This window comes from Vibrio sp. 9-16B-A1 (assembly GCF_056726165.1).
The window spans coordinates 1-23,330 of record NZ_JBSDZD010000023.1 but is presented as its reverse complement, the minus strand read 5'-3'; the positions used below and the strand labels follow the sequence as shown (position 1 = coordinate 23,330).

The window sequence follows — 23,330 nt, the reverse complement described above, 5'->3', positions numbered from 1 at the left end:
CTCCCCGGCGGTATGCCTGATCTTGGTTCTTACAGGCAAAAAAACAAGCAGCACCCTGATAAAAGTAGTAACAATTTGTGAGGCGTGACTCATTAATCGTTCAAAATGTCGGCGTAAGAGCGAATAGTGGCCGACAAACCTTTGCCACAGCAGGCATTTATGCTTTAGAGTGGTCGGGTTTTCAAAACATCTATAAAGAAGGGAAACCTAATGAACAAGACCCAACTGATCGATTTCATCGCAGAAAAAGCTGATCTGTCAAAAGCACAAGCAAAAGCAGCTCTGGAGGCAACTCTGGGCGGTGTAACTGACGCTCTGAAAGAGGGTGATCAGGTTCAACTAATCGGTTTTGGTACATTCAAAGTTAACCACCGTGCAGCACGCACTGGTCGTAACCCAAAAACTGGCGATGAGATCCAAATCGCAGCAGCAAACGTACCTGCATTCGTTGCTGGTAAAGCACTGAAAGACTCAGTGAAGTAATCTGTATCTGCGCCGGACCCCCGTCCGGCGCAGCTTCCTATGAAAAAAATCCTGCTTACTTCTGCACTGGTGGCCCTGCTGGCTGGCTGTGCATCCGGCGACCCTGTTGTCCGGTCTAATCAATTTACCCACCTGTCCGGCGGACAGTCGATGGGTGACGCAACCAGTTTCTACTGGTACACCCGCAAACTGGGCAATCCTTACACTGCAGCTGACTATGTGACCTCCGGTGATTACGGTTTTTACTACACCGACTACCGCTGGCAAAACGGTATTTTGCGTGAGCTTATCCGTGAAGGTGAGCGGCTGAAAATGCCGGTCGGCAGTGAGGGCAACGAACTGGTCCCGTACCGCATTCATATCCGCTACAGCAACACAGGTGAAGCCGTGTATCAGCAATACCGTCTGGACGGAAAAGTGCTGCCGCTGAAAGGGGATCAGATTGAGCGTCTGCAAAAGGAAGCCAGTTTCGTTATCGAAACCGTCGAGCGTCAGAAAGAGAGCGGTCAGGAGCTGATTCAGGGCTACTGGGACGGCGATACTTTCGAGACCTGCTCAGAACAGGACTATCAGACGCTGGAGTTCAACCAGACCCTGCCAAGCTTTGTGGTGAACCGTCTGGCAACAGTAGACAGCTATATTGCCTTCCTCGGCAAGAAAGAGCCTCAGGCGACCCTGTCGGTCTCTGAGCTGCTGATGCTGGCTGAAGACAGCTACGATTGCGTAAAACGCCCGGCATTTATTGAAGAGCAGTAATCCCTGCTTCAAATAATGAATATTAAAAAAGGCGCTCACTGAGCGCCTTTTTGCTTTTTCCGCCTGTTACCGGTCAGGCATTACTTTTCCTGCTCACGTGCAATCGCACGGTAGCCGATGTCGTTGCGGTGGAACATGCCTTCCCAGCTGATCTGCTTAGCCAGTCCGTAAGCACGCTGCTGCGCTTCTGATACGCTGTTGCCCAGCGCAGTCGCACACAGTACACGGCCGCCGTTAGTGACGATCTCGCCGTCTTTGTTCGCGGTACCGGCGTGGAATACTTTCTCGCCTTCCACTTCCTGCTGAGGCAGGCCAGAGATAGCATCACCCTTGTTGTAAGCTGCCGGGTAGCCGCCTGCTGCCAGTACGATGCCGATTGACGCGCGCGGGTCCCACTTCGACTCAGCCTGATCCAGCTTCTTGTCGACAGCGGCCAGACACAGTTCAACCAGGTCAGACTGCATACGCATCATGATTGGCTGGGTTTCCGGGTCACCGAAGCGGCAGTTGTATTCGATCACTTTCGGCGTGCCGTCTTTGTCGATCATCAGGCCAGCGTAGAGGAAACCTGTGTAAGGGTGACCTTCTGCAGCCATGCCGCGTACGGTCGGGTAGATCACCTCTTCCATAATGCGGTTGTGGATCTCAGCAGTCACAACCGGAGCCGGAGAGTAAGCGCCCATACCGCCGGTGTTTGGACCTGTGTCTTTATCACCAACGCGTTTGTGGTCCTGGCTGGTGGCCATCGGCAGAACGTTTTCGCCGTCAACCATCACGATGAAGCTTGCTTCTTCGCCGTCAAGGAACTCTTCGATCACCACGCGGCTGCCTGCTTCGCCAAAGGCGTTGCCGGCCAGCATGTCTTTGATTGCATCTTCTGCTTCTTCAAGGGTCATCGCCACGATAACGCCTTTACCCGCAGCCAGACCGTCTGCTTTTACCACGATAGGTGCGCCCTGCTCACGAACGTAAGCCAGTGCCGGCTCGATTTCAGTGAAGTTAGCGTAAGCACCGGTCGGGATGTCATGACGGGCCAGGAAATCTTTGGTGAAGGCTTTTGAGCCTTCCAGCTGAGCCGCGGCTTCGGTCGGGCCGAAGATTGGCAGGCCTGCTGCCTGGAACGCATCAACCACACCGATAACCAGCGGCGCTTCCGGACCAACGATAGTCAGCTCAATCGCTTTCTCTTTGGCAAACGCCACCAGAGCGTCAATGTCTTCCACACCGATTGCCACGTTTTCAAGCTTAGGCTCAAGCGCAGTACCCGCGTTACCCGGAGCAACAAATACCGTCTCAACCTGTGGGTTTTGCGCCGCTTTCCAGCCAAGAGCATGCTCACGACCGCCAGAACCAATAATAAGAACGTTCATAATAAATCCTTTGTATTCGGCTGCGTGGGGCGTGAAACGTGATATGAGGAACTACCTCGCATCACGCAACCACGTACCACGCGGCCAATAAAAAATTAGTGACGGAAGTGGCGCATGCCGGTGAATATCATCGCCATGCCATGCTCGTCTGCCGCTGCGATAACTTCTTCATCGCGCATTGAGCCGCCTGGCTGGATAACACATTTGATGCCCGCTTCAGCTGCTGCATCGATGCCATCACGGAACGGGAAGAATGCATCAGACGCCATTACGCTGCCCGCAACTTCCAGACCTTCGTCAGCGGCTTTGATGCCGGCGATTTTCGCAGAGTAAACGCGGCTCATCTGGCCAGCGCCCACACCGATGGTCATGTCGTTTTTGGCGTACACGATAGCGTTAGACTTAACGAACTTGGCAACTTTCCAGCAGAACAGTGCGTCTTTCAGCTCTTCTTCGGTTGGCTGGCGCTTGGATACCACTCTCAGGTCGTCCATGCTTACCATGCCCTGGTCGCGGTCCTGAACCAGCAGGCCGCCGTTAACGCGCTTAACGTCGAAACCGGTGGTTTTGGCAGTCCACTCACCGCACTCAAGCAGGCGAACGTTCTTTTTCGCCGCCACAACTTCTGCTGCCTGTGCAGAAACAGAAGGAGCGATGATCACTTCTACGAACTGACGCTCAACGATAGCCGCTGCCGTTTCTGCATCCAGCTCTTTGTTGAAGGCGATGATGCCGCCGAATGCTGACGTTGGGTCAGTCTGGTAAGCGCGGTTGTAGGCTTCCAGGATATCTTTACCCAGCGCAACACCACATGGGTTAGCGTGCTTAACGATCACACACGCCGGCTCGTCGAACTCTTTTACACACTCCAGCGCGGCGTCGGTATCTGCGATGTTGTTGTAAGACAGGGCTTTACCCTGGATTTGACGCGCGGTCGCAACCGAGGCTTCTTCCGGGTTTGCTTCAACGTAGAAAGCTGCCGCCTGGTGGCTGTTCTCGCCGTAGCGCATGTCCTGCTTCTTCTCGAACTGCTGGTTGAAAGTGCGCGGGAACTTCGACTCTTCATCACCCTCTTTGTTCTCGCCGTAAGACGGAACCATGGTGCCGAAGTAGTTGGCGATCATGCCGTCGTAAGACGCGGTGTGTTCGAACGCAGCAATCGCCAGGTCGAAACGGGTTTCCAGAGTCAGGGATTTGTCGTTGGCATCCATCTCTGCAATAACGCGGTCGTAGTCGTGCGCGTTAACAACGATGGTGACGTCTTTGTGGTTTTTCGCTGCAGAGCGAACCATGGTCGGGCCGCCGATGTCGATGTTTTCTACCGCGTCAGCCAGGGTGCAGCCTTCTTTGGCTACGGTCGCTGCGAACGGGTACAGGTTAACCACCACCATATCGATAGGGTTAATACCGTGCTGTTCCATCACTTCGTCGTCCTGACCGCGACGGCCAAGAACACCACCGTGAACTTTTGGATGCAGTGTCTTCACACGGCCGTCCATCATTTCAGGGAAACCTGTATAATCAGAGACTTCAGTTACAGAAATGCCCTGTTCAGCCAGCAGGCGTGCAGTACCGCCGGTGGACAGAATGTCGACACCACGTTGGGACAGAGCTTGTGCAAACTCTACGATACCAGTTTTGTCTGATACGCTGATCAGAGCGCGGCGAATTGGACGAGCGTTATTCATGCTTCGGTATTCCTCAAATTCACAGAGTGGTTAGTTAAAGATGTTTGCCAAAAATGAACTTGTTCTTACCGTATGGGGTAAGATATTGGCCAGTTTTGGTAAAGACCTTTCAGCCAGATTACAGGCTACCGGAATTTGATGGCGCGTATTCTAACTAATTTATTACAAAAAAGCTCGCGCAATCGTTTGGTATCACAAAAATACTTATAAAAAGGTTGGTTTTCAGGCACATTTGTTACCAATTAGGTGAAAAAATATGTTTCAGATAGGAGAACTGGCACGCCGTTGCGGTGTCAGTGCAGACACACTGCGCTTTTATGAGAAGAATGGCCTGCTGGTGCCGGCCGGGCGCAGCGAAGCCGGTTACCGTTTGTATGACGACCATAACCAGCGTCAGGTGCAGTTTATTCTCAAATCCAAGTCGTTGGGCCTCAGCCTGGATGAAATTCAGGAATTGCTCGAAATTCGTCTTGAGGCGACAGAGCACAGCTGCGCGGAGGTCAAATCCATCACCAGTGCCAAGCTGGCGGTGATTGATGGCAAGATTGCCGAGCTGACCCGCATCCGGGTCGCGCTCAAGATAATTAACGATGCCTGCTGTGGCCACAGTGATGACGATGCCAGTCACTGCTCCATCCTGGCGGCGCTGGGCGAAGATCAGGACGACTCCTGATATAAACCTTAGTTTGCATTTTTATCCGGTTTATTTATTAGGCCGGAAGATTAGCTTTGCCTATAATTCACCGGTTTTGCTGTATCTCGTGCGGTTTTATGCTGTCAGGGGATTTATTTATCCGCGGTAATTTACGATGTAACTATTTGTTGAGTAACGAATGATTGGTGAATATTTTCAAATCAACGACTGGATGTTGAGCGTTGAGGAAAATAAGTTATACCGTCAGGACAGGGAAGTGTCGGTTGAGCCCCGGTTGGTTAATCTGCTCCGGTTTCTTGCAGTTCACAGTGGTGAAGTGTTTGGCCGTGAAGAGCTGATTGAGCAGGTGTGGGATGGGGCGGTGGTCACCGATCAGGTGGTTACTCAGTCTGTATTTGAACTGCGTAAGTTGCTGCGTGATGGCCGGGAAGAAAATCCGGCTTATCTGGCGACCGTGCCCAAGCGCGGTTATAAGCTGGTTGCCCGGGTGAGCTCCCTGTCAGCGACAGAAGCCAAAGCCCTTACCGGCAGCAAAGAAGAGGTAAGTAAGTCCTTACCTTCAGATGGCGCGGCTCCACAAGCCGCAGCCAGTGAACTTGCCAGCAATGATATTGCCTTTCCCGCCGCGCCCCTGACGCGCGCTTTCAGTTACCGCCATCCCCGCAGCTCTGAAACCGACCCGGAAGTTCAGCGCTGGAAAAGCATCGTTATGGATGTGGTGTGGATCAGCCTGCTGATCATCGCTGTGGCGGTGTTTGCTCACAAACAGTCCGAAACCCGGATCACCCAGGCGCTCGATACCCAGCTGGTGGAGTTTAAGTTCCGCCCTGGTGTCAGGGCGACCAGCAGCGACCCCCTTGCCAGTGGAATCATGCAGAAGGTGGTGACCGATTTGGCTTCGGTCAGCCAGTACCGGATCCGGGTGGGCAATACCGAATTTACCTCCGGCATACTGCCAGGCAAGGAAGTGAACATTCAGGTTAAAGAGCCGGGTGGCAAAGCCTATCTTGATCTCGAATATAAGAACAACGCCGCTAACAAAGTGCTGTTCGCCCGTCAGTATCCGCTCAGCGACCGCAATATGAATGACGTGCTGCGCGAAGTTTCGCTCGATATGATGACCGCTTTCCATATTCCAGGTGCGGCGCAACTGGCAGAAGCCGGAATGCGCGGCCTGCCGCAGAAACCCCAGGCGATGACCGCGCTGGTGCGGGCGACTCATTACCTGAACAACTCTGACCCTGGCAAATTCGGCCACGGCATTGAGCTTCTGGAAACGGCGCTGCGCTCTGAGCCGGGTAACGCTTACCTGAAAGCCGAGCTCTATATTGCCTATTACGTTCGCAGTGCGCTGGATGAGGGAAGGGGTGTGGCCGGTGAGCGGGTTAATATCCTGGCAGAGCAGCTGCGCGATGCTGTGCAGCAACACGACTGGCTCCAGCCAAGGGTGTATGAAGCACTGGCGCTGAGCGAAACCCTGCGCGATGACCAGCAGATGGCCAATCATTATCTCGACAGGGCGCTGGCCCGTCGTCAGTCAGTGCTTGCTTACGTGTTGAAAGGCAAGCAGGCAGAGCTGAGCGGAGATATGGATGCCGCCAGTGAGGCCTACAGCAGTGCCTTTTTCCTCGATACCTCACTGGAAACTTACCTGCTGTGCGAGAACCTGGCGTTTTACTCCAACCTTAAGTCCATCGACTACGCCATGTACCGGGCGGTGCACCCGTCGGTGGTCCGGTTGATGTAAGTACAAACGGATATCTGATATTTCTGAGCCCTGCCGGTGATGGTGGGGCTTTTTTGTGTCTGAAGAATTGTTGGTACGTGGTACGTGGGACGCGGGTTTTTATCTGGCCCTGGGTTCTGGGCCCTGGGGCAGAGCGCTGAAAGTTTGCTGAATGCTGGATGTTTTGATTTGACACGCTGAGCTGGTTTGGGAAGTCTGCCTGCAGAACCGAGAACCGAGAACCGAGAACCGAGAACCGAGAACCGAGAACCGAGAACCGAGAACCGAGAACCGAGAACCGAGAACCGAGAACCGAGAACCGAGAACCGAGAACCGAGAACCGAGAACCGAGAACCGAGAACCCAGGACCGAGTACCCCCGCCCCCGAACCCGGCGAAGCCACGTTTATATCAGGAACAACCGTTATGCCTGTCCTTATCTTCCTTCCGGTGAAGTTGATATTTTTATAACTCCCGTCCTGTCAGAACGCTGTTGTCCCATAACTTGCTGAATAACAGTTGTTTTTAGATGTTTTTTTATCAGGTTTATATCAGGGGTGGGGTGGTTCTCTAATAATTTTATTAATAACCGTAAGTTTATTATTTTTATCAGTAATCGGCGTAGTCTTCAGTCCGAAATTCAGCGTGGCGCTACAGCAGCGGCACGCAATCATGAAACATTCTGGAGACGTTATGTCATCTAATACCAAGAAAATCGGCGTAGTTGCCTGTACCGGTGTTGTAGCCGGTAACATGATGGGCAGTGGTATTGCACTGCTGCCATCGAGCCTGGCTACTGTGGGTTCTATCTCACTGTTCAGCTGGGTTATCTGTCTTATCGGTGCCCTGAGCCTGGCGTTCGTATTTGCCCGTCTGGCAACCAAGAACCCTCAGGAAGGTGGTCCTATCGCTTACGCGGGTGAAGTTTCACCTGTATTTGGTTTCCAGGCCGGTGTGCTTTACTACCACGCTAACTGGATTGGTAACCTGGCAATCGCGATTACCGGTGTCTCTTACCTTTCTGTTTTCTTCCCGGTACTGAACGAGCCAATGGCTGCGGGTCTGGCGACCATCGCATCTGTATGGGTATTTACTTTTGTTAACCTGCTGGGTGGCAGCTGGGTAAGCCGTCTGTGTACCCTTGGTCTGGTTCTGATCCTGGTTCCTGTTGTCGGCACCGCGCTGCTGGGCTGGACTGAATTTGATCCTGTTATCTACCAGCAAAACTGGAACGTATCTGCCAGCAGCGACAGCCAGGCGATCATCACTGCAGTTCTTATCTGTCTGTGGTCATTCGTAGGTGTTGAATCTGCAGCGGTATCTTCAGGTATGGTTGACAACCCGAAACGCACTGTACCTCTGGCAACCATGCTGGGTACTGCACTGGCGGGCGTTATCTACATCCTGTCTACTCAGATGATTTCAGGTATGTTCCCTGCGTCTGAAGTGGCAGCATCGGGTGCACCGTTTGCACTGGCAACCAACAAGCTGTTTGGTGAGTGGTCTGCACCGTTCGTTTCTGGCTTCACTGCGCTGGCGTGTTTCACCTCGCTGGGTTCGTGGATGATGCTGGTGGGTGAAGCGGGTAAACGTGCTTCTCACGACGGTAACTTCCCTAAAATCTACGGTTCAACCGACAGCAATGGCATCCCGCGTAAAGGCCTGGTGCTGGCATCTATCAAGATGACCGCGCTGATGCTGGTACTGATGTTCTTTGGTTCAGAGACCGCGCACACGGCTGACCTGTTCAACCAGCTGACCAGCGATGCAGTACTGCTGACTATGCTGCCGTACTTCTACTCAAGCATTAACCTGATCCGCTTTGAAGGTATGACGACCCGCAACGGCTTTGTAATGCTGTTCTCAGGTATCGCATGTGTGTTCTGTATGATCGCACTGGCAGGTGCAGAGGGTTCTGCTCTGACTGCGACCTTCCTGATGTCACTGGTTATCCTGATGTTCTACACCAAGAAAATGGGTCTGGCTCAGTTCCTGAGCAACCAGCAAGACCAGCAAACAGCTGCTGCAACCAGCAACTGATCCTGACGGGCCGGTCTGTCCCGGCCCCAACTACTAAATTTTGCGCTCCCCTAATTCACCATCCTTCGGGATGGGGGGCGCCCTCTTTCGCCCTGGAGATATCCAAATGAACATTTTTGCAATCATGAACCACATGGGTGTGTTCTTTAAAGAAGAGCCGGTCCGCCAGCTGCACAACGCACTGGAAAGCAATGGCTACGAAGTGGTTTACCCGGTAGACGAGCAGGACCTGATCAAACTGCTGGAAATGAACCCGCGCGTATGTGGCGTTCTGTTTGACTGGGATACCTACTCACTGGACCTGTGTGGCCGCATCAACGAGCTGAACGAAAAACTGCCGCTGTACGCGTTTGCCAACGAGCAGTCTACCCTGGACATCTCACTGACTGACCTGCGTCTGAACCTGAACTTCTTCGAGTACGCACTGGGTACCGCAGACGACATCGCCATCAAGATCAACCAGGCGACTGAAGAGTACAAAGACGCGATCATGCCTCCGTTCACCAAGGCACTGTTCAACTACGTGGAAGAGGGTAAATACACCTTCTGTACTCCTGGCCACATGGGCGGCAGCGCGTTCCAGAAGAGCCCTGCAGGTGCGATCTTCTATGATTTCTACGGCCCGAACACCTTCAAGGCAGACGTATCTATCTCTATGCCTGAACTGGGTTCACTGCTTGACCACTCTGGTCCGCACAAAGAAGCGGAAGAGTACATCGCGCACACCTTTAATGCCGATGCTTCTTACATCGTGACTAACGGTACCTCTACCTCGAACAAGATCGTAGGTATGTTCTCGGCGCCTGCCGGCAGCACCGTTCTAATCGACCGTAACTGTCACAAGTCGCTGACTCACCTGATGATGATGTCTGACGTAACGCCGATTTACTTCCGTCCGACCCGTAACGCTTACGGTATCCTGGGTGGTATTCCGCAGAGCGAATTCAGCCGTTCAGTGATCGCAGATAAAGTTGCGACCACTCCGGGCGCTCAGCAGCCTAACTACGCGGTAGTGACCAACTCTACTTACGACGGCCTGCTGTACAACACTGACTTCATTAAGAAAGAACTGGATACCAAGTTCATCCACTTCGACAGTGCATGGGTTCCTTACACCAACTTCAGCCCAATCTACGAAGGCAAGTGTGGTATGAGCGGCGAAGCTATGCCAGGCAAGGTGTTCTACGAGACTCAGTCTACCCACAAACTGCTGGCGGCGTTCTCTCAGGCATCGATGATCCACATTAAGGGTGAGTTCGACGAAGAGACTTTCAACGAAGCGTTCATGATGCACACTTCGACTTCGCCTCAGTACGGTATCGTGGCTTCTACCGAAACCGCTGCTGCTATGATGCGTGGTAACACAGGTAAGAAACTGGTTCAGGACTCTATCGACCGCGCGATCCGCTTCCGTAAAGAGATCAAGCGTCTGAACAGCGAGAGTGAAGGCTGGTTCTTCGACGTATGGCAGCCGGATAACATCGACTCTACCGAGTGCTGGAAACTGGATCCAAAAGACGACTGGCACGGCTTCCGCGATATGGATGACGAGCACATGTACCTTGACCCAATCAAGGTCACCCTGCTGACTCCGGGCATGAACAAAGACGGTGAACTGAACGAGAGCGGTATCCCTGCTTCTCTGGTAGCCAAGTTCCTGGACGAGCGTGGCATCGTGGTTGAGAAGACTGGTCCTTACAACCTGCTGTTCCTGTTCTCTATCGGTATCGACAAGTCGAAAGCCATGCAGCTTCTGCGCGGCCTGACTGACTTCAAACGCGGCTTCGATCTGAACCTGCAGGTGAAGAACATCCTGCCGTCACTGTACGCGGAAGACCCATCGTTCTACGAAGGTATGCGTATTCAGGAGCTGGCTCAGGGCATCCACGACATGACCAAGAAATACCGTCTGCCTGAGCTGATGTTCAAAGCGTTCGACGTACTGCCTGAGATGAAAGTAACTCCTCACGCAGCATGGCAGCAGGAGCTGAGCGGCAACACTGAAGAAGTGAAGCTGAACGAAATGGTGAACCGTGTAAGCGCTAACATGATCCTGCCTTACCCTCCGGGTGTTCCTCTGGTACTGCCAGGTGAGATGGTGACTGACGCTTCACGTCCTGTGCTGGACTTCCTGGAAATGCTGTGTGAAATCGGCGCCCAGTACCCAGGCTTTGAGACCGACATCCACGGTCTGTACCGTCAGCAGGACGGCAGCTACACAGTAAAAGTCCTGAAAGACTGATACTGAGCGCTTCCGGCGCAAACTGATATACAACCCCCAGCGGCACCAGGAAAAGTGGCTCCACTGCTTTGCCTGAGTGCCGGACCCCAGGCGGGTCAGAACAGAAGGTGTACGCGCCTTCTGTCCTGAAACGCTTTTAAACGACAGCTGATATACCCCTCTTGTTCTGTCGTCGTAATAAGAAAGCACGGACGCTTTCTTGTTACACCCTTTTCAGTCCCCCTTTATTTACTCTCATTTTACCCCCCGCTTTCAGCAGGAAAAACCTTCCCTTGGCACCGCTTTCAGGCGGTTTTGAGATCCCTCTGCACTTTATCAATAGCCAAATTGGACGATATGTAATTAGTGTACTATCAATATGGGTGAATAATAAAAAAGGCTGGGTTAACTAAAATGAGATACGACTATCTGCTGTACAGAAACACGGAGCAGTTGAAGCGGAGTAACGTCAGAAATCGCTTCATACCCGACCTGGGTGTCCAACTGCTGCTCATAACGGCTCTTATCGCGCTTGGTATCGTTGTGGCGGACACAGGCATGGCTGAGGTAGTGGAGGTGGCCAGACAGCTGTTAAACAGCGCTCTGAGCGGGTCTCTGCCCGGGTAGCATCAGGCAACAAAAGAGTGCCTTCTCCTCAGGGAAAGACAGAAGCAAAAAAGGCTGAACACCTTTCGGAGTTCAGCCTTTCAAAAATAAACCAGTTAGCTAACCGCTATTAGTTCATGCCGTATTATCAAATTAATGGTTTCTGTGTTGTTAGGTTTGTTTTGGGTTGTATCTCCAATCCCTTGCGTTGCTTGGGTTTTAGGTTTGTTTTGGGTTGCTTTGTCTTGGTTTGTTTTCGTTTTTATGGTTAACTCTGGGTACATATTGGTGTACATATTTGTGCGGATGTACCCTAAAGAGGAAATCATGGCAAAACTATACGATAAGCAACTCAAAGCGCTACTTAACAAATCACAAGAGAAGACAATGACCTTTTCTGATGGTGACGGCTTAGGGGTGAGGGTTTCGCCCCTGGGTAAGGTTCGCTGGCAGTTTCGCTACAAAATCGATAGTAAAAATAAACGGATTGATTTGGGATACTATCCTGACCTATCCATAGTTAAAGCTCGCGAACTAACCAGGCAATATCGCTCTTGGCTTGCAGAGGGGCACGATCCCAAAGTGATGAGAGAACTGCAACGGGATAGCAGCCTTAAGCCAGTAACAGTGAAGGATGCGCTGGAGTACTGGTTAGTCAATTTTGCTGAGCAGAATCGTGCCAATGCAAGTAAGCACCGGTCTCAGTTCGAGCGCCATATTTATCCGTATATTGGTGAGTTACCTTTGGAGAGAACGGACACTCGCCATTGGGTAGAGTGTTTTGACCGTATTCGCAACGGTGTTCTCGAAGTGAAGCAAAAGCCAGCACCAGTCGCTGCTGGTTATATCCTTCAAAATGCAAAACAAGCGCTACGGTTTTGCCGTGTACGCCATTTTGCCACCAGCAGGGTGCTCGATGATCTTATGGTTGTGGATGTTGGGCAGAAGCAACAGAAGAAAGATCGTTGTCTAACTGACAAAGAGCTGGTGGATGTTTTGAAAATGGTAAACGACAGCAAGCAACTTCCCTACTATCGCAACTTGATTCGCATGTTACTGATGTTTGGTGCCCGTTCTCAAGAGCTTCGTTTATCTACTTGGTCTGAGTGGGACTTTGATTCAGGTCTCTGGACAGTACCTAAAGCCAACAGCAAAACGGGGGATAAGATTGTTCGCCCGATACCGGAATCAGTTGTACCTTGGCTGCAAGAATTGAAATCAGACAATGAGAATGACGCTTTTGTGCTTGGTGAGTTAAAGCGTGCAGAAACGGTAAGCCAAAAAGGTCGAATGCTATGGAAGCAGCTTGGCCATGAAGAGAGCTGGACTCTTCACGATCTGCGCCGGACGTTTGCAACACGACTTAATGACTTGGGTGTTGCGCCGCATGTGGTTGAACAGCTTCTCGGACATACGCTTGGTGGAGTTATGGCTATTTATAACCGAAGCCAGTATATACAAGAGAAAAGAGATGCCCTGAGTGTTTGGCTAGACCGACTCGAGTTGCTTCAATCACCGGGTGATAATGTTGCTGTTTTCACAAAGGTTGGTTGATGCTCTCAGTGTTGAGCGACTTTAACCAAGTAAGTTTTGTTGCAAAACTGCTCAAGTAAAAGGGTTGCTTGTGACTCAAAAGTCTGCATCCTTTTGGGGCACAATAAGGGGGAAGCTCTGAGGTTTTGTCATCCCAGATGTGTTGTTCAATGAACTGTTAAAGGTACCTGATTAGGCAGGACGTAAGTAGTTTGTCCTGCCATTGAGTTTGACTTTAACTTTAAACTAGAAGTCCAAGTCACATTTTATTGAACTTAGTAGCTCTTTACTGATTTCTTCTTCTGGCTTTTGTTCAAGAGCATTAACAAACTCTTCAGTTGTGTCAAAAAGTTTAAATCTTGTTTCTTCTAATCCGTTTGTCCATAGATAGATGGCTGAGTCATCTAGCGAAATACATATGTGATTACTGCTATATGAAAGAGCAATGGAGTACAAATCTTCATCAGCTTCTAGGTACTTAAGGCTATCGTTTGCTTCTAGAATGTTATAGTCACCTTCGTCAACCCCCCATAGAACCTCTAACGGCAAATATCCTTGAGTGTTTTCAAGGCCTGTTTCATATTTCGGTTTGAAGCCCACAGGCTCTGGAAAGTAAACCGAGTGTTTGTAGTGCATAATTAGTTGTGACACCGCATGTGGTAAGGTTCTGGGAGTAACAAGTTCATTTTTACAGTGTGCCTCAATACCCAGCTCGCGTAGCTTATCAACAATCATCATTTGTACAGTCCTCTTAATTCTGATGCCGAGCCAACGTGTGGAATGTTCCCGTGTAGATCGGTTGGCACTAGCTGTATTTTTGTTAACGTGTTGTGGTGAGGTGTAAGCTTTTTCGTACTTAACAGTTTTTTTGCAGCAGTCTTGTTTGGTAGCCCTTTAGCTTCGGCTATCCTTTCATATACAACGTCAAAGTCGGATTGTGTTCCATTTAATGTTCCTTCTGGAAATTCGAGCGTACCTTTGGACCACTTGTCAAAAATAGGCTTTCCGTTTTTGAAAGGAATTGCTTCGCCGTTGGTTATCGCGTTAACTTTGGGGTTGTCTGATTGCCATAATCCATTTCCAGGCTCACCACTAATCCAGGTCCCGTTTGATCTTGGCAGTCTGCTTTTCAATGCTTTACTGTATACAACGTACAGCGGTGGAATTCCACTATCAATAGGAAAGACCAAAATGGCGTCCTGCCATGTTGTTTCCTCTTCTGGGAAGGTTTCAACGGTTTGCTGTTCAGGCTCTGAGATTGGTGTCACAAGAATACTATCGGGCTCAAAACCGTCATCATGATCTGGTGTTATTTTCCAGTCATTGTCATCTTTATGCTCGGGAGTCCAGATAAGTGTGGGGCCAAAGTTTTCTAAGGCAACAGAGTACTGTTCTTTTTCGTTTAAACCAACGTATCTTATTGAAATTCTAGTGTTATCAACGTGATATGCTCTGATTGTTGGGTAGTGTTTTCCTTTGCTTGGGGCGGTTATTTGAACGCGAATACGACTCTGAGCAGACTCAATTAGTTTTAAGTCTTTGTCGGTATATTGAGTATCATCTCCGAACAGCTCTCGTTGGAGCATAAATAGGGCATTTAGACCATGGGCATAGAGTCTGTAGTTTTCGAGCTGCCTTGCTTTCATTGAGCTGAAGATTTGCTTGAAAGGTTTAGCAGATATAGTTGGCGTCTTTTTTGCGTTCTCACCAGTAGCTCCAGCCGCTGTGCCAAATGCAGCAGCTTGGGTTGCCTGAATTGCCTGAATGTATTGGGCCGGAGCGACTGCTAACGGGGTCGCATTGGCTTGGGAAACGAAGATGGACAAGAAGCCAAAGTTACTGATGGGCTCTTTTTCTGTGGCAACGTCAATGCAACCATCCCCTACAGAGCACGATTTGGCAAAGACTTTCAGAGTCCTTGGGTCAACAATTATCGGCTCTTGGGTGTACAGGATGTCGTTCAGAACACCTGCATCAGTAGAGGTCTCGGTTGGCTTTCTTACCACTGATGCAGTGGCACTTTGTTTAGCAAGAATTGCTTCAACATTCTCCTTGTTTTCGTTGAGCAGCTTTTTGGTCTCATCTATCAGCTGCCTCTGTACCCGGCTAAACTCATCCTGATGCTCCTGAGTGCTTTGCTTCAGAACTGTGTAGCCGCTCATATCTGCCCGGCGTTTAATCTCGCTCAGACGCAGTTGAATACGATCAATTACAGTGTCGGAAATCTTGAGAATATGCTGTTGCATCTCCTGCCAGGGGAAGTCGTCCCAGGCCTGTTTGGGATTTCCTTTTCCAAGGTATCTTAACAGCGCCCAGAACTCGTCTGGTTTGGTGCTTTTAGCCAGCCATAGCAAGGACCTGAGCATATAGGATGCATCCTGCTTTGATATGTCAGGGTTCTGAACTGCCAAGATTTGGGTGACATAAATACGGACATCTTCTTTGTCCATTGGCTTGTCGGTCAGCAGTGCGAGCAATGAAGATGAGAACTTTTTTACATCCCAGAAAAAAGAGAACTCCGGAGCTATGCGCTTCGCTTCTTCTTCAATAATGTCTTTTATCTGAGAGAAAGCTGTAGGGAGCAATATACCCCATTGATATCGCTCTGGCCGGGAAGTACTCCGTTGTTCCCAAAACGGTTGTAGCGGGCTGGCGGCATAATTAAAGAACTCATCGTGCGGTAAAAAACCATGCTCAGAGTTGGCGGTGACTTTGCAGGTGTTGAATACAAAATCGTCCTGGCTCTCCTGATATTCAGCGTGCACTTGCTTGTCAGCAGGTAGTCCAGATACAGTGGCTTCGCCAGAGCTATCTAATTGATCGCTCGCTAATATGCTGCCATCCCGATCTTTTAACTCAAAGGGTGCATTGGATAACCCCGGAACTTTGAGCTCTATTGTCATTGTTTGTGGAGAGTCTTTCGGTACTTCGACATCCGGGTTGTTTACGCCGGAGCACATGGTGTTGGCCTTGTTCATCGTCATTTGATCTGACTTTCTGCAAACACCTTTTCCTTCAATCATCACTGTAGGAGAAGCGGTGACAAAAACAGCTTCTGCTTCGATAGTGCCAGAGCTTACACCTTTCTTATCTCCACCAGCGTCACCAGTGCTTTTTGCGAATTTACTGCCTTTGATTGCAATACTGTTGCCGCCGTCCATGGTGACTGTAGCAGAGCCTTCGGCCAGATCTTCTGACTTCGCATTGTTGCCATATGGTATGGGTACAACAGAGTTGCCCATCTGGGTTAGACATACATCTGGAACCGAGGCGTTGGCTTCGCCCCCAGAGCCTTTATGTACGACACTTAAGCCATTAGCGTTTACTGTTACTTTTCCCATTAACTCTCCCCCGAGAATCCAGAGCTGTAGCGGGATCGTAGCAGGAAAGTTTGGTTTCTATCTCACTGAACTTGTAGTTATTTTGACCGTTTTTATAGCTATTTGAACAGAAGTCAGGTTAAGAGAATGGGCGCCACTCTAACTTAAACTGATTCAAGATCCTTCGCATGTCTCCCTGCTTGCGACATGGTTCAGGGATAGGAGTGTATCTTTGGCCACCTTCAAGGTAGGTGTACCGCAAGAAACGGGCAACATGCCTCATGTCTTTTATAATCGCAGTAGATAAATGAGTTCTCACGGTGTGGTAGTTGAGGTTGTATTTTTTACAAAACTCTTTTTTAGTAATGTTAATTCTAGCGGACTCGTACAACCAGATTAGCCTGATCGTGTGCCACTCATTACGGGATGCCAGCTTGTTGATTGTCTCTTCAATCTGCGAACTCGGTTCAAAGAGCCCCCCTGGCTCTCTGGCATTCACTTTGGTTAGGATGCTGGAGAAACGCCTAGATACAGTGGCAATGGGAAGGCCCATATATAAGGAGAACTGGCGTAATGTTAGATCTGGCTGTGTCCAGCGGAGCATGTGCCAGATATTTAGTACGGCACCCCAGTAGTAGTTGATGGAATCTGAATGGTGAGAACGATATCTGAGTCGGGTTGGCCGATGATCTAAACGATGACGCAAGGTTGATGCTCCGTATGTGCGTGTATTCTTAATACGTTAGCATGAATGAAATGTGGTAGCTCGTCGTCAGTAAGAGCTGGTGGTCGTTATGGCTTGGTATGGGGGGAGAGGTGTGTGTGACCATTTGTAAAGAGTCGCATGATAGCAATAACTGACACTTAAAAACTGGCATAGTCAGGATGCAGTTCATCACTATCAAACTTGAGGTTTAGTTGAGTCTGCCATGTGACTGGTTGCTTTAACTCATTTCTGCTCCAAAGTGTTTTACGTTAACTTTTTTATGCAGCATTGAGTCTGGTGTTTGCCTTACCTGCAGTTATCGAAAAAGCTCTAGTCATTTGGCCAAACCTATTAAGCCACTACAAACAGAAAGCACTGTACTAATATCAGAAAGGATAGGGTTACATCCCCTATCCCTCTGAAAGGTAACCTTTCAGCAACTGAAGATACCATCAGATAGAAACAATGCCCATGCGGCGAATGACCTCTTCAGCGCTCTGGTAATCTCCATCAAAATCCTGCTCTATCTGACCCTGAATAAACGCTACTTTCTCTTCATGGTTTACACTGAAGATATCCAGTTTATCGAGCATATAGACAACCAGCAGTGAACTAACTCCGGCGAGCATGCCGGTCAGGACCATGGAAACCGTATCAGAAAACGGAATGGCCTTCATAAATGGCTGAGAAGCGAATACTTCACCACCGAGGATAACACCGCTGGTTACAACCCCCGTCGCCAGCACTTTGCTTGCCTCGTGGGCAGCTTGTTTCAGCGTCATACCTTCTGGTGGGAACAGAAGGGTCTTCAGCGCCTTAACCAGCGACATAAAACCTTCGCGGATCAAACGGACAATGTTCTTACTTGTTCTGACCAGAAGGTTGAGCAAAGCGGTGACCACCCCGGAGATCAGGCCGGACAGAAGACCTTGTCCAAACGCTTCAAGCACTGCGCCCCACTTGGACGCCACTTTCTTGCCCACCCGTTTGAAACGGATTTTGACTGACACCAGCCACGAATCACTCTCTTTCGGGTTGAAGCCGTTGGATAAACAATCTTTCACTTCGGCAAACAGTGCGGATATCAGCTCAGAGAGGCAGACCCCCAAAGCCTGCTGAACCCCTTGTGCCTTACCGGTTTTCATACCATCGTCTAAGCCACGTTTGCCGACCCACACGGTCTTTTCAACGCCATCCTGCGGGATATACTTACCGACCGCTTTCTCTCCGCGCTCATGAGCTGGCCGGGTTCTTCGACCATCTAGGTCCGGATTGTCCGAACCTTCGGCAAACTCGTTCTGAGTCTTTGCACCTTTAGCACGGTTGATGCTCTGGTGAGTGAACATTAAATTATCCGGATCCGTGCCCAGAGCTGATTTCTCCGCGTCAGACAACATAAAGCCCCCTTCATCGTGGGCATTTTTCAATGGCTTGATATGATCCCAATCCATCTCTGTCGCATCATGGTGCAGACCTGTATTTCCATCTTTGATCTGACCGTTGTCATCGGTGGCCAGTTTCTTGGCATTGTCACGGGTGGCATTGAACGACTTGTTTTCGCCTCCCACACTAGTCCCTGACCGCGTATAGTCTTTTCGGTCGTATATGAAATCCCGGTCATTTTCAGCGATATCCGACCGACTTAGGTGGAAAGGCCTCAATAGCTGGTCGATCAGAACCTCTTTGGTTGAATCAAACAGAGCATCGTACTTCTGTGCCGTAAATTGGCTTTCGATCACCTTCAGATAGGCGCGTACTTCTCCCCCAGAGACACTCAAGTCATATTCATTGTTAAAGAATAAATCTGACTGTTCGCGTTGGGAGCTGAGTAGGCCCTCATCGACCTCTGAGTCCAGAAACTCAGCAAGCTCAGAATAAGGTTTAGCTAGCCTTACATCTGGCTTTGAATGCAGTTCATTGAGCAGTGACTTACGTGTCTGATGTCTTTCTCGTCTGGACATTAGGCTACCCCATTAAGCTGCTAGCTTATGCTTCCAGGCTTCCAGAAAGCGCTCTTCACGCTCGGAAACATGGCCATCGGCGTACATGGTTGATTCAATAACGTCGAGAAAGATCTGTTTGTCCTCATCAGAAACCATATACGGTTTAGCCGCTTTAAACGCGGTATTGAATGACGGCGTGGACTCAGTGATCTCAAGGATACGGGCTTTTACTGACTCTGGCAGCTTAGTGCCGGCAATTCCAGTGATAAACTCGTTGATATCCTGCTGCTCCGCAGGGTCAATGACGCCATCACACGCTGCGCAGGCCATACCTACTGTTGTCAGTGCAATCAGATAGTCTTCATAATCTTTATGGCTGGCAAAGTGCCTTTCCTGCTGCTCAAGCGCTGTCTTTAGCTTCGAGACCTCTTGAGCTTTTTCTGCTCTTCCTTCGTTCCGGCCTTCTTTGCGAGCTTTGTCTTCGGAGTCATCGGTAAGAGCACTTCCAGCCAGACCCGCAGCAGCTCCAATTGCTACACCTGCCGCCGTTGTTGTTCCTGCCGCGCCAATAACCGCAGCAATTGAACCTCCACCAGTCACTGGAGCGGCCACAACTGCACCTACACCCGCCGCAATCCAGCCAGCTGTTTTCCAAAAACCCATTCCAACCCTCTTAAATATATAGAAATAATCAAGGTACTACCCTAGCGAATAAGAAGAATCAATAATGAGAAACTCGTCACACATAAATCGCACAAATATCAACTAGTTGCATCGTGTGCAGTTCGGATTATACGGCGTGCACGCTGAGAGCCGTTGTCTCTGACTTAGCTCTCAGCTAGAAAGGGTTGGGTGATAAGGATCAGAGCATGAATTTTCCCGGGACGACTCAAAACTCAACCCCAATGTCGATAGCAATCACCACTCACAGCACATAGGAAAAGTCTACCTGGTGTTTGGTTACAGCTCCTACCTCGGCTATCCGAGCTAGCTTTAGGTTTTAGGCCTTCAGCTTTAAGCTCAGAGGAACGGATAATACGTTTCCTTTTACTTGCCATGGTTCACGTTGTTAGTGGTTGTTCCATACTTGAAGTTATTAATGAATCGCTAATACTCAATTGTTCGCAACTCACTTCTGTCCAACTGTGAGTTTCAGTACCAGAAACTGGTCTGTTTGATTTAGTCGTGACTCATAAGTTAATGTGTAAGATTGCAGTACAAAGAAGGCTGTACAAAGGCTAACTGTCCAAAAAGTAGTAATGAAGAAGTATCCTGTCCGCTTGTTAGGATGATCAAATAATATTTTTTTGCCATTATAAACAATGACTTACTCTTGAAGGGTGTTCCATTTTATGGCCCGTAGGTTCATAACCATTTAGGAGATATTGTTTAAGTCTGCTTAGACCTCAACCTGCTCGCGCTGAAAGATTTGGTGGTCGATTGCCGATTCTTAGATTTTTGTTTGGCTAGATAGCTGAGTCGGAGTCTGGCCGCTTGCAGCTCATTGTTATTTTTATATTTTTCTATACGGTATAGCCGGTTACGAATCTTGAACGAAAAGTGTCCATACCCTAGCTCTCGCCAGATTTGTTTTGCAAATTCATCTGTATTATAAGAGCTTCTACAAACATGGCCATTTAGCATTATAGCTATATGGTAGTGCTGAGCTTCCGCAGTGTTCTGTTCTCTTACCCAGATATACCCAATACGGGAATTATAGTGCTTTGTTAGTTTTGTTTTGAGCCTCTTCATGAACTGGCTCATAAGGGTGTTGTCTTCAGAAAATAGTTTAGGGTGTAGTAGGAGAAAGATGACAGTGACTTTGCTGTAGTAGGAAAGCATGTTATCCAGTTGGGTGTAGCAGGCCTTTAAGATTTTTTTATCAACCCCCCCTTCGGAGTAGAAGATTAAGGTTGGACTTGAGTCATGTGAGTAGTAAGCGAGAAAGCTCTTGGATGGGTGGAGCAGTATGGGAGCCATATACAATATTAAAAACCTAGTCGAATACTAAGGATCAGCCTTTACACAGCGGGCGAGTTTGTGTGTTTGCATGAGGATAAAAAGGCCACCAGCGCAGCAATTTGGTGCAAACTGAGTCACGAGTAACTAGAGAAGAAGGGCTTTAAGCCCTTCTATGCTATTTCTCGTGCTGTTTTACCCATTGGTCTATGGTTTTTGTTAGCCAGCCTCCATTGTTGCCATTTGGGGTTCTCAGGGGCTGTGGAAGAGTGCCTGCTTTCACCATTCTTTGAATAGTGCTTCGGCTTACCCCTAGAGCTTTTGCCAGCATAGCTACAGTTACTATGCGCAAGGGAGTCGAAGAGGTAATAATACGGGCAAAGTCATCTTTTTTAGCCACGCTTACCTCCTTCTGCTTTGTTCTTAATCCAGGCCATTAGATCGGATAGCCGCCAGCATACGGAGCGAGAACCTAGCCGAATCCGACTCGGGAACTCACCTTTTTGTTCCAGTACCCAAGCTTGTGAACGGGAAATAGAGGTGAGTTGCTTACGTTCTGGCTCTCTAACGAGCCGGTCATTCCCGGGGAGTTGATGAAGATCACTCTGCTCAGCAGTTAGTTTTTTGTTCATATAAGTCTCTAGTTGTTTCAACTTGTTTGTAAGTTATCAGCTAGGGAACGGTGTTTCTGCGTCTTTGCTAGTGATGTCCATTAATCAGAGTGATGATAGAGAGGCTGGCTTCATTAGATACTCATAGAACCATTTACTGACGTAACTTCTATCTGATTGAGTGTGGCGGCCTTTTCGTTTTGCTGAATCTGGGGTCGTAGAGCTAAGCAATCGTTTGAGTGCTTTTGTGGAGTATTTGCAAAACACCGTAAAAGCCCGTGCGATCGATTTACATGCTCTATACAGGTCTAAATTTTGAATCTGCTCAATTACCATCCCTAGCCGGTATAGGTGGTGGTCAGTAACTGAATAGAACTCATGAATCGCCTTGGTTATCGGTGCTATGTTGAATCGTTTTTGCTGTGAGCTTTTTAATCCACCGACTATTCTACTTGCTCGGTTAAGAACATGAGAACATTCAAACTCGTTTAGATAGCGTCGAGCACCGATTGTAACCCTCCCTGTTTTAGTGGCATTCTAAATTAGAGGTTTTCCTGTTTTCATGCCTTGCTAAATACTCCCAGGGAGTCAGATCATTCAGTGATTCATGAGGGCGTTCATCGTTGTACTCCCTCATCCAGTTTTCCGTCAGTTCCCGGACTTCACTCAGTGTTTTGAACACATACATGTCCAGAACTTCTGTCCGGTACGTCCGGTTAAAACGCTCGATATACGAGTTTTCTGTGGGCTTTCCTGGCCGAATGAACTCAAGTTCCACCTTGTTTTTTTCTGCCCATTCAGCCAAAGCGGTTGAGATAAACTCTGGCCCATTGTCCATTCGCAGTTTTCCGGGATAGCCTCTCCAGGCAATGATACGTTCGAGAACCCGTATCACCCGTGGAGCGGGCAGATTCAGGTCCACTTCAATCGCGAGTACTTCACGGTTGAAGTCATCCACGACATTGAATGTGCGAAAGCGTCTGCCACAGTTCAGTGAGTCACTCATAAAGTCGATAGACCAACAGCTGTTGACCCAGTCCGGGCATATCAGGGGCGCGGGCTCGCGCTTGGGTAAGCGTTTTTTGCCCTTGCGGCGCATGTTCAGTTTCAGAGAACAGTAAACACGATGAACCCGTTTATGGTTCCATGCATGCCCCCAACGCCTGAGCACGGCAAATACCTTGCCAAATCCGTATGCAGGATACCGCTCAGTTACTTCCTGAAGTTTGGCTATCACCTCATCATCCCGGTGAGGATCTGGCCGGTAGCGATATACCGAATCACTGATGCCAACTGCGCGGCAGGCCATTCTCAGGCTGGTTTGGAACTGTTTGCGAACATAATCGACCAGTTCCCGTTTAACCGCTGGCTTTAGAGCTTTTTTTCCAGAATGTCTTTGACAATGCGATGCTCAAGGCTGAGATCAGCAAACATCTGTTTGAGCCTTCGATTCTCATCTTCAAGCTCTTTCAGGCGTTTCACATCCGATGCTTCCATACCACCATACTTGGATTTCCAGTTGTAGTAAGTCGCATCAGAGATGCCATATTCACGGCAAACTTCATTGACCTTTCGGCCTGCTTCCACTTCCTTGAGGATCCTGACGATTTGTGTCTCTGTGTAGCGTGATTTCTTCATCATGCGTTCTCCGTTTGTTTCAGTGTAAACGGAAAAGCTCTAATTACTAGTGACCAGTTTTTTGGGGAGGGTTACA

General features: G+C 49.3%; 17 protein-coding genes. 7 read left to right on the top strand and 10 right to left on the bottom strand.

What is annotated here, in order from left to right:
* Positions 1–192: 192 nt before the first annotated feature.
* Together hupA and ACVB80_RS23325 are read left to right on the top strand one after the other, a co-directional pair.
* Positions 193–483 (top strand): nucleoid-associated protein HU-alpha, encoded by a 291-nt coding sequence (hupA, locus tag ACVB80_RS23330; protein ID WP_481083700.1) that lies wholly within the window; start codon positions 193–195, stop codon positions 481–483.
* Positions 484–522: 39 nt separating this feature from the next.
* Positions 523–1,239 carry a DUF1481 domain-containing protein gene (locus tag ACVB80_RS23325; protein WP_481083685.1) on the top strand — a complete coding sequence of 239 codons (717 nt, stop codon included), beginning with the start codon at positions 523–525 and terminating at the stop codon, positions 1,237–1,239.
* Between the two features lie 80 nt (positions 1,240–1,319).
* Here the strand turns inward: ACVB80_RS23325 and purD are convergent, their stop codons facing one another.
* Complete coding sequence (gene purD, locus ACVB80_RS23320) at positions 1,320–2,609, bottom strand: phosphoribosylamine--glycine ligase (RefSeq protein WP_481083684.1); 1,290 nt, start codon at positions 2,607–2,609, stop codon at positions 1,320–1,322.
* A 95-nt stretch (positions 2,610–2,704) separates the two neighbouring features.
* The gene (gene purH, locus ACVB80_RS23315; protein WP_481083683.1) at positions 2,705–4,297 is read right to left on the bottom strand and encodes a bifunctional phosphoribosylaminoimidazolecarboxamide formyltransferase/IMP cyclohydrolase; all 1,593 of its coding nucleotides are present in this window, start codon (positions 4,295–4,297) and stop codon (positions 2,705–2,707) included.
* A 256-nt stretch (positions 4,298–4,553) separates the two neighbouring features.
* Here purH and zntR point away from each other — a divergent pair, with 256 nt between their 5' ends.
* The 5 genes from zntR (at position 4,554) to ACVB80_RS23290 (ending at position 13,098) form a co-directional block, all read left to right on the top strand.
* The gene (zntR, locus tag ACVB80_RS23310; RefSeq protein WP_481083682.1) at positions 4,554–4,970 is read left to right on the top strand and encodes a Zn(2+)-responsive transcriptional regulator; all 417 of its coding nucleotides are present in this window, start codon (positions 4,554–4,556) and stop codon (positions 4,968–4,970) included.
* A 160-nt stretch (positions 4,971–5,130) separates the two neighbouring features.
* Entirely contained in the window at positions 5,131–6,699 is a 1,569-nt protein-coding gene (cadC, locus tag ACVB80_RS23305) for a lysine decarboxylation/transport transcriptional activator CadC (RefSeq protein WP_481083681.1), read from the top strand.
* A 671-nt stretch (positions 6,700–7,370) separates the two neighbouring features.
* Positions 7,371–8,717: a cadaverine/lysine antiporter gene (gene cadB, locus ACVB80_RS23300; RefSeq protein ID WP_481083680.1), complete on the top strand. Its 1,347-nt coding sequence runs from the start codon at positions 7,371–7,373 to the stop codon at positions 8,715–8,717.
* A gap of 106 nt (positions 8,718–8,823) precedes the next feature.
* A complete protein-coding gene (locus ACVB80_RS23295) occupies positions 8,824–10,959 on the top strand; it encodes a lysine decarboxylase CadA (protein WP_481083679.1) in 2,136 nt (711 codons plus the stop codon).
* A gap of 912 nt (positions 10,960–11,871) precedes the next feature.
* On the top strand, positions 11,872–13,098 hold the full coding sequence (locus ACVB80_RS23290; protein WP_481083678.1) for a tyrosine-type recombinase/integrase: 1,227 nt from the start codon (positions 11,872–11,874) through the stop codon (positions 13,096–13,098).
* Between the two features lie 225 nt (positions 13,099–13,323).
* Here the strand turns inward: ACVB80_RS23290 and ACVB80_RS23285 are convergent, their stop codons facing one another.
* The 8 genes from ACVB80_RS23285 to ACVB80_RS23250 all read right to left on the bottom strand — a co-directional run bounded on the left by ACVB80_RS23285 (position 13,324) and on the right by ACVB80_RS23250 (position 23,254).
* Positions 13,324–13,815, bottom strand: a complete 492-nt coding sequence (locus ACVB80_RS23285) for a hypothetical protein (RefSeq protein WP_481083677.1) — start codon at positions 13,813–13,815, stop codon at positions 13,324–13,326.
* Positions 13,812–16,418: a PAAR-like domain-containing protein gene (locus ACVB80_RS23280; RefSeq protein WP_481083676.1), complete on the bottom strand. Its 2,607-nt coding sequence runs from the start codon at positions 16,416–16,418 to the stop codon at positions 13,812–13,814. The genes ACVB80_RS23285 and ACVB80_RS23280 overlap by 4 nt, the downstream gene beginning before the upstream one ends.
* Positions 16,419–17,555: 1,137 nt before the next feature.
* Positions 17,556–18,671, bottom strand: a complete 1,116-nt coding sequence (locus ACVB80_RS23275) for a hypothetical protein (protein WP_481083675.1) — start codon at positions 18,669–18,671, stop codon at positions 17,556–17,558.
* Between the two features lie 405 nt (positions 18,672–19,076).
* On the bottom strand, positions 19,077–19,709 hold the full coding sequence (locus ACVB80_RS23270; RefSeq protein ID WP_481083674.1) for a tellurite resistance TerB family protein: 633 nt from the start codon (positions 19,707–19,709) through the stop codon (positions 19,077–19,079).
* A gap of 726 nt (positions 19,710–20,435) precedes the next feature.
* Positions 20,436–20,888, bottom strand: a complete 453-nt coding sequence (locus tag ACVB80_RS23265) for a YagK/YfjJ domain-containing protein (protein WP_481083699.1) — start codon at positions 20,886–20,888, stop codon at positions 20,436–20,438.
* Positions 20,889–21,183: 295 nt separating this feature from the next.
* Positions 21,184–21,405, bottom strand: coding sequence for a helix-turn-helix transcriptional regulator (locus tag ACVB80_RS23260; protein WP_481083673.1), 222 nt, complete (start codon positions 21,403–21,405; stop codon positions 21,184–21,186).
* Positions 21,398–21,637, bottom strand: coding sequence for a helix-turn-helix transcriptional regulator (locus tag ACVB80_RS23255; protein WP_481083672.1), 240 nt, complete (start codon positions 21,635–21,637; stop codon positions 21,398–21,400). The genes ACVB80_RS23260 and ACVB80_RS23255 overlap by 8 nt, the downstream gene beginning before the upstream one ends.
* 505 nt (positions 21,638–22,142) lie before the next feature.
* A protein-coding gene (locus tag ACVB80_RS23250) for an IS3 family transposase (RefSeq protein ID WP_481081072.1) occupies positions 22,143–23,254 on the bottom strand; the annotation gives its coding sequence in 2 pieces (ribosomal slippage) (positions 22,143–23,002 and positions 23,002–23,254; 1,113 coding nt in all).
* Between the last annotated feature and the right edge of the window lie 76 nt (positions 23,255–23,330).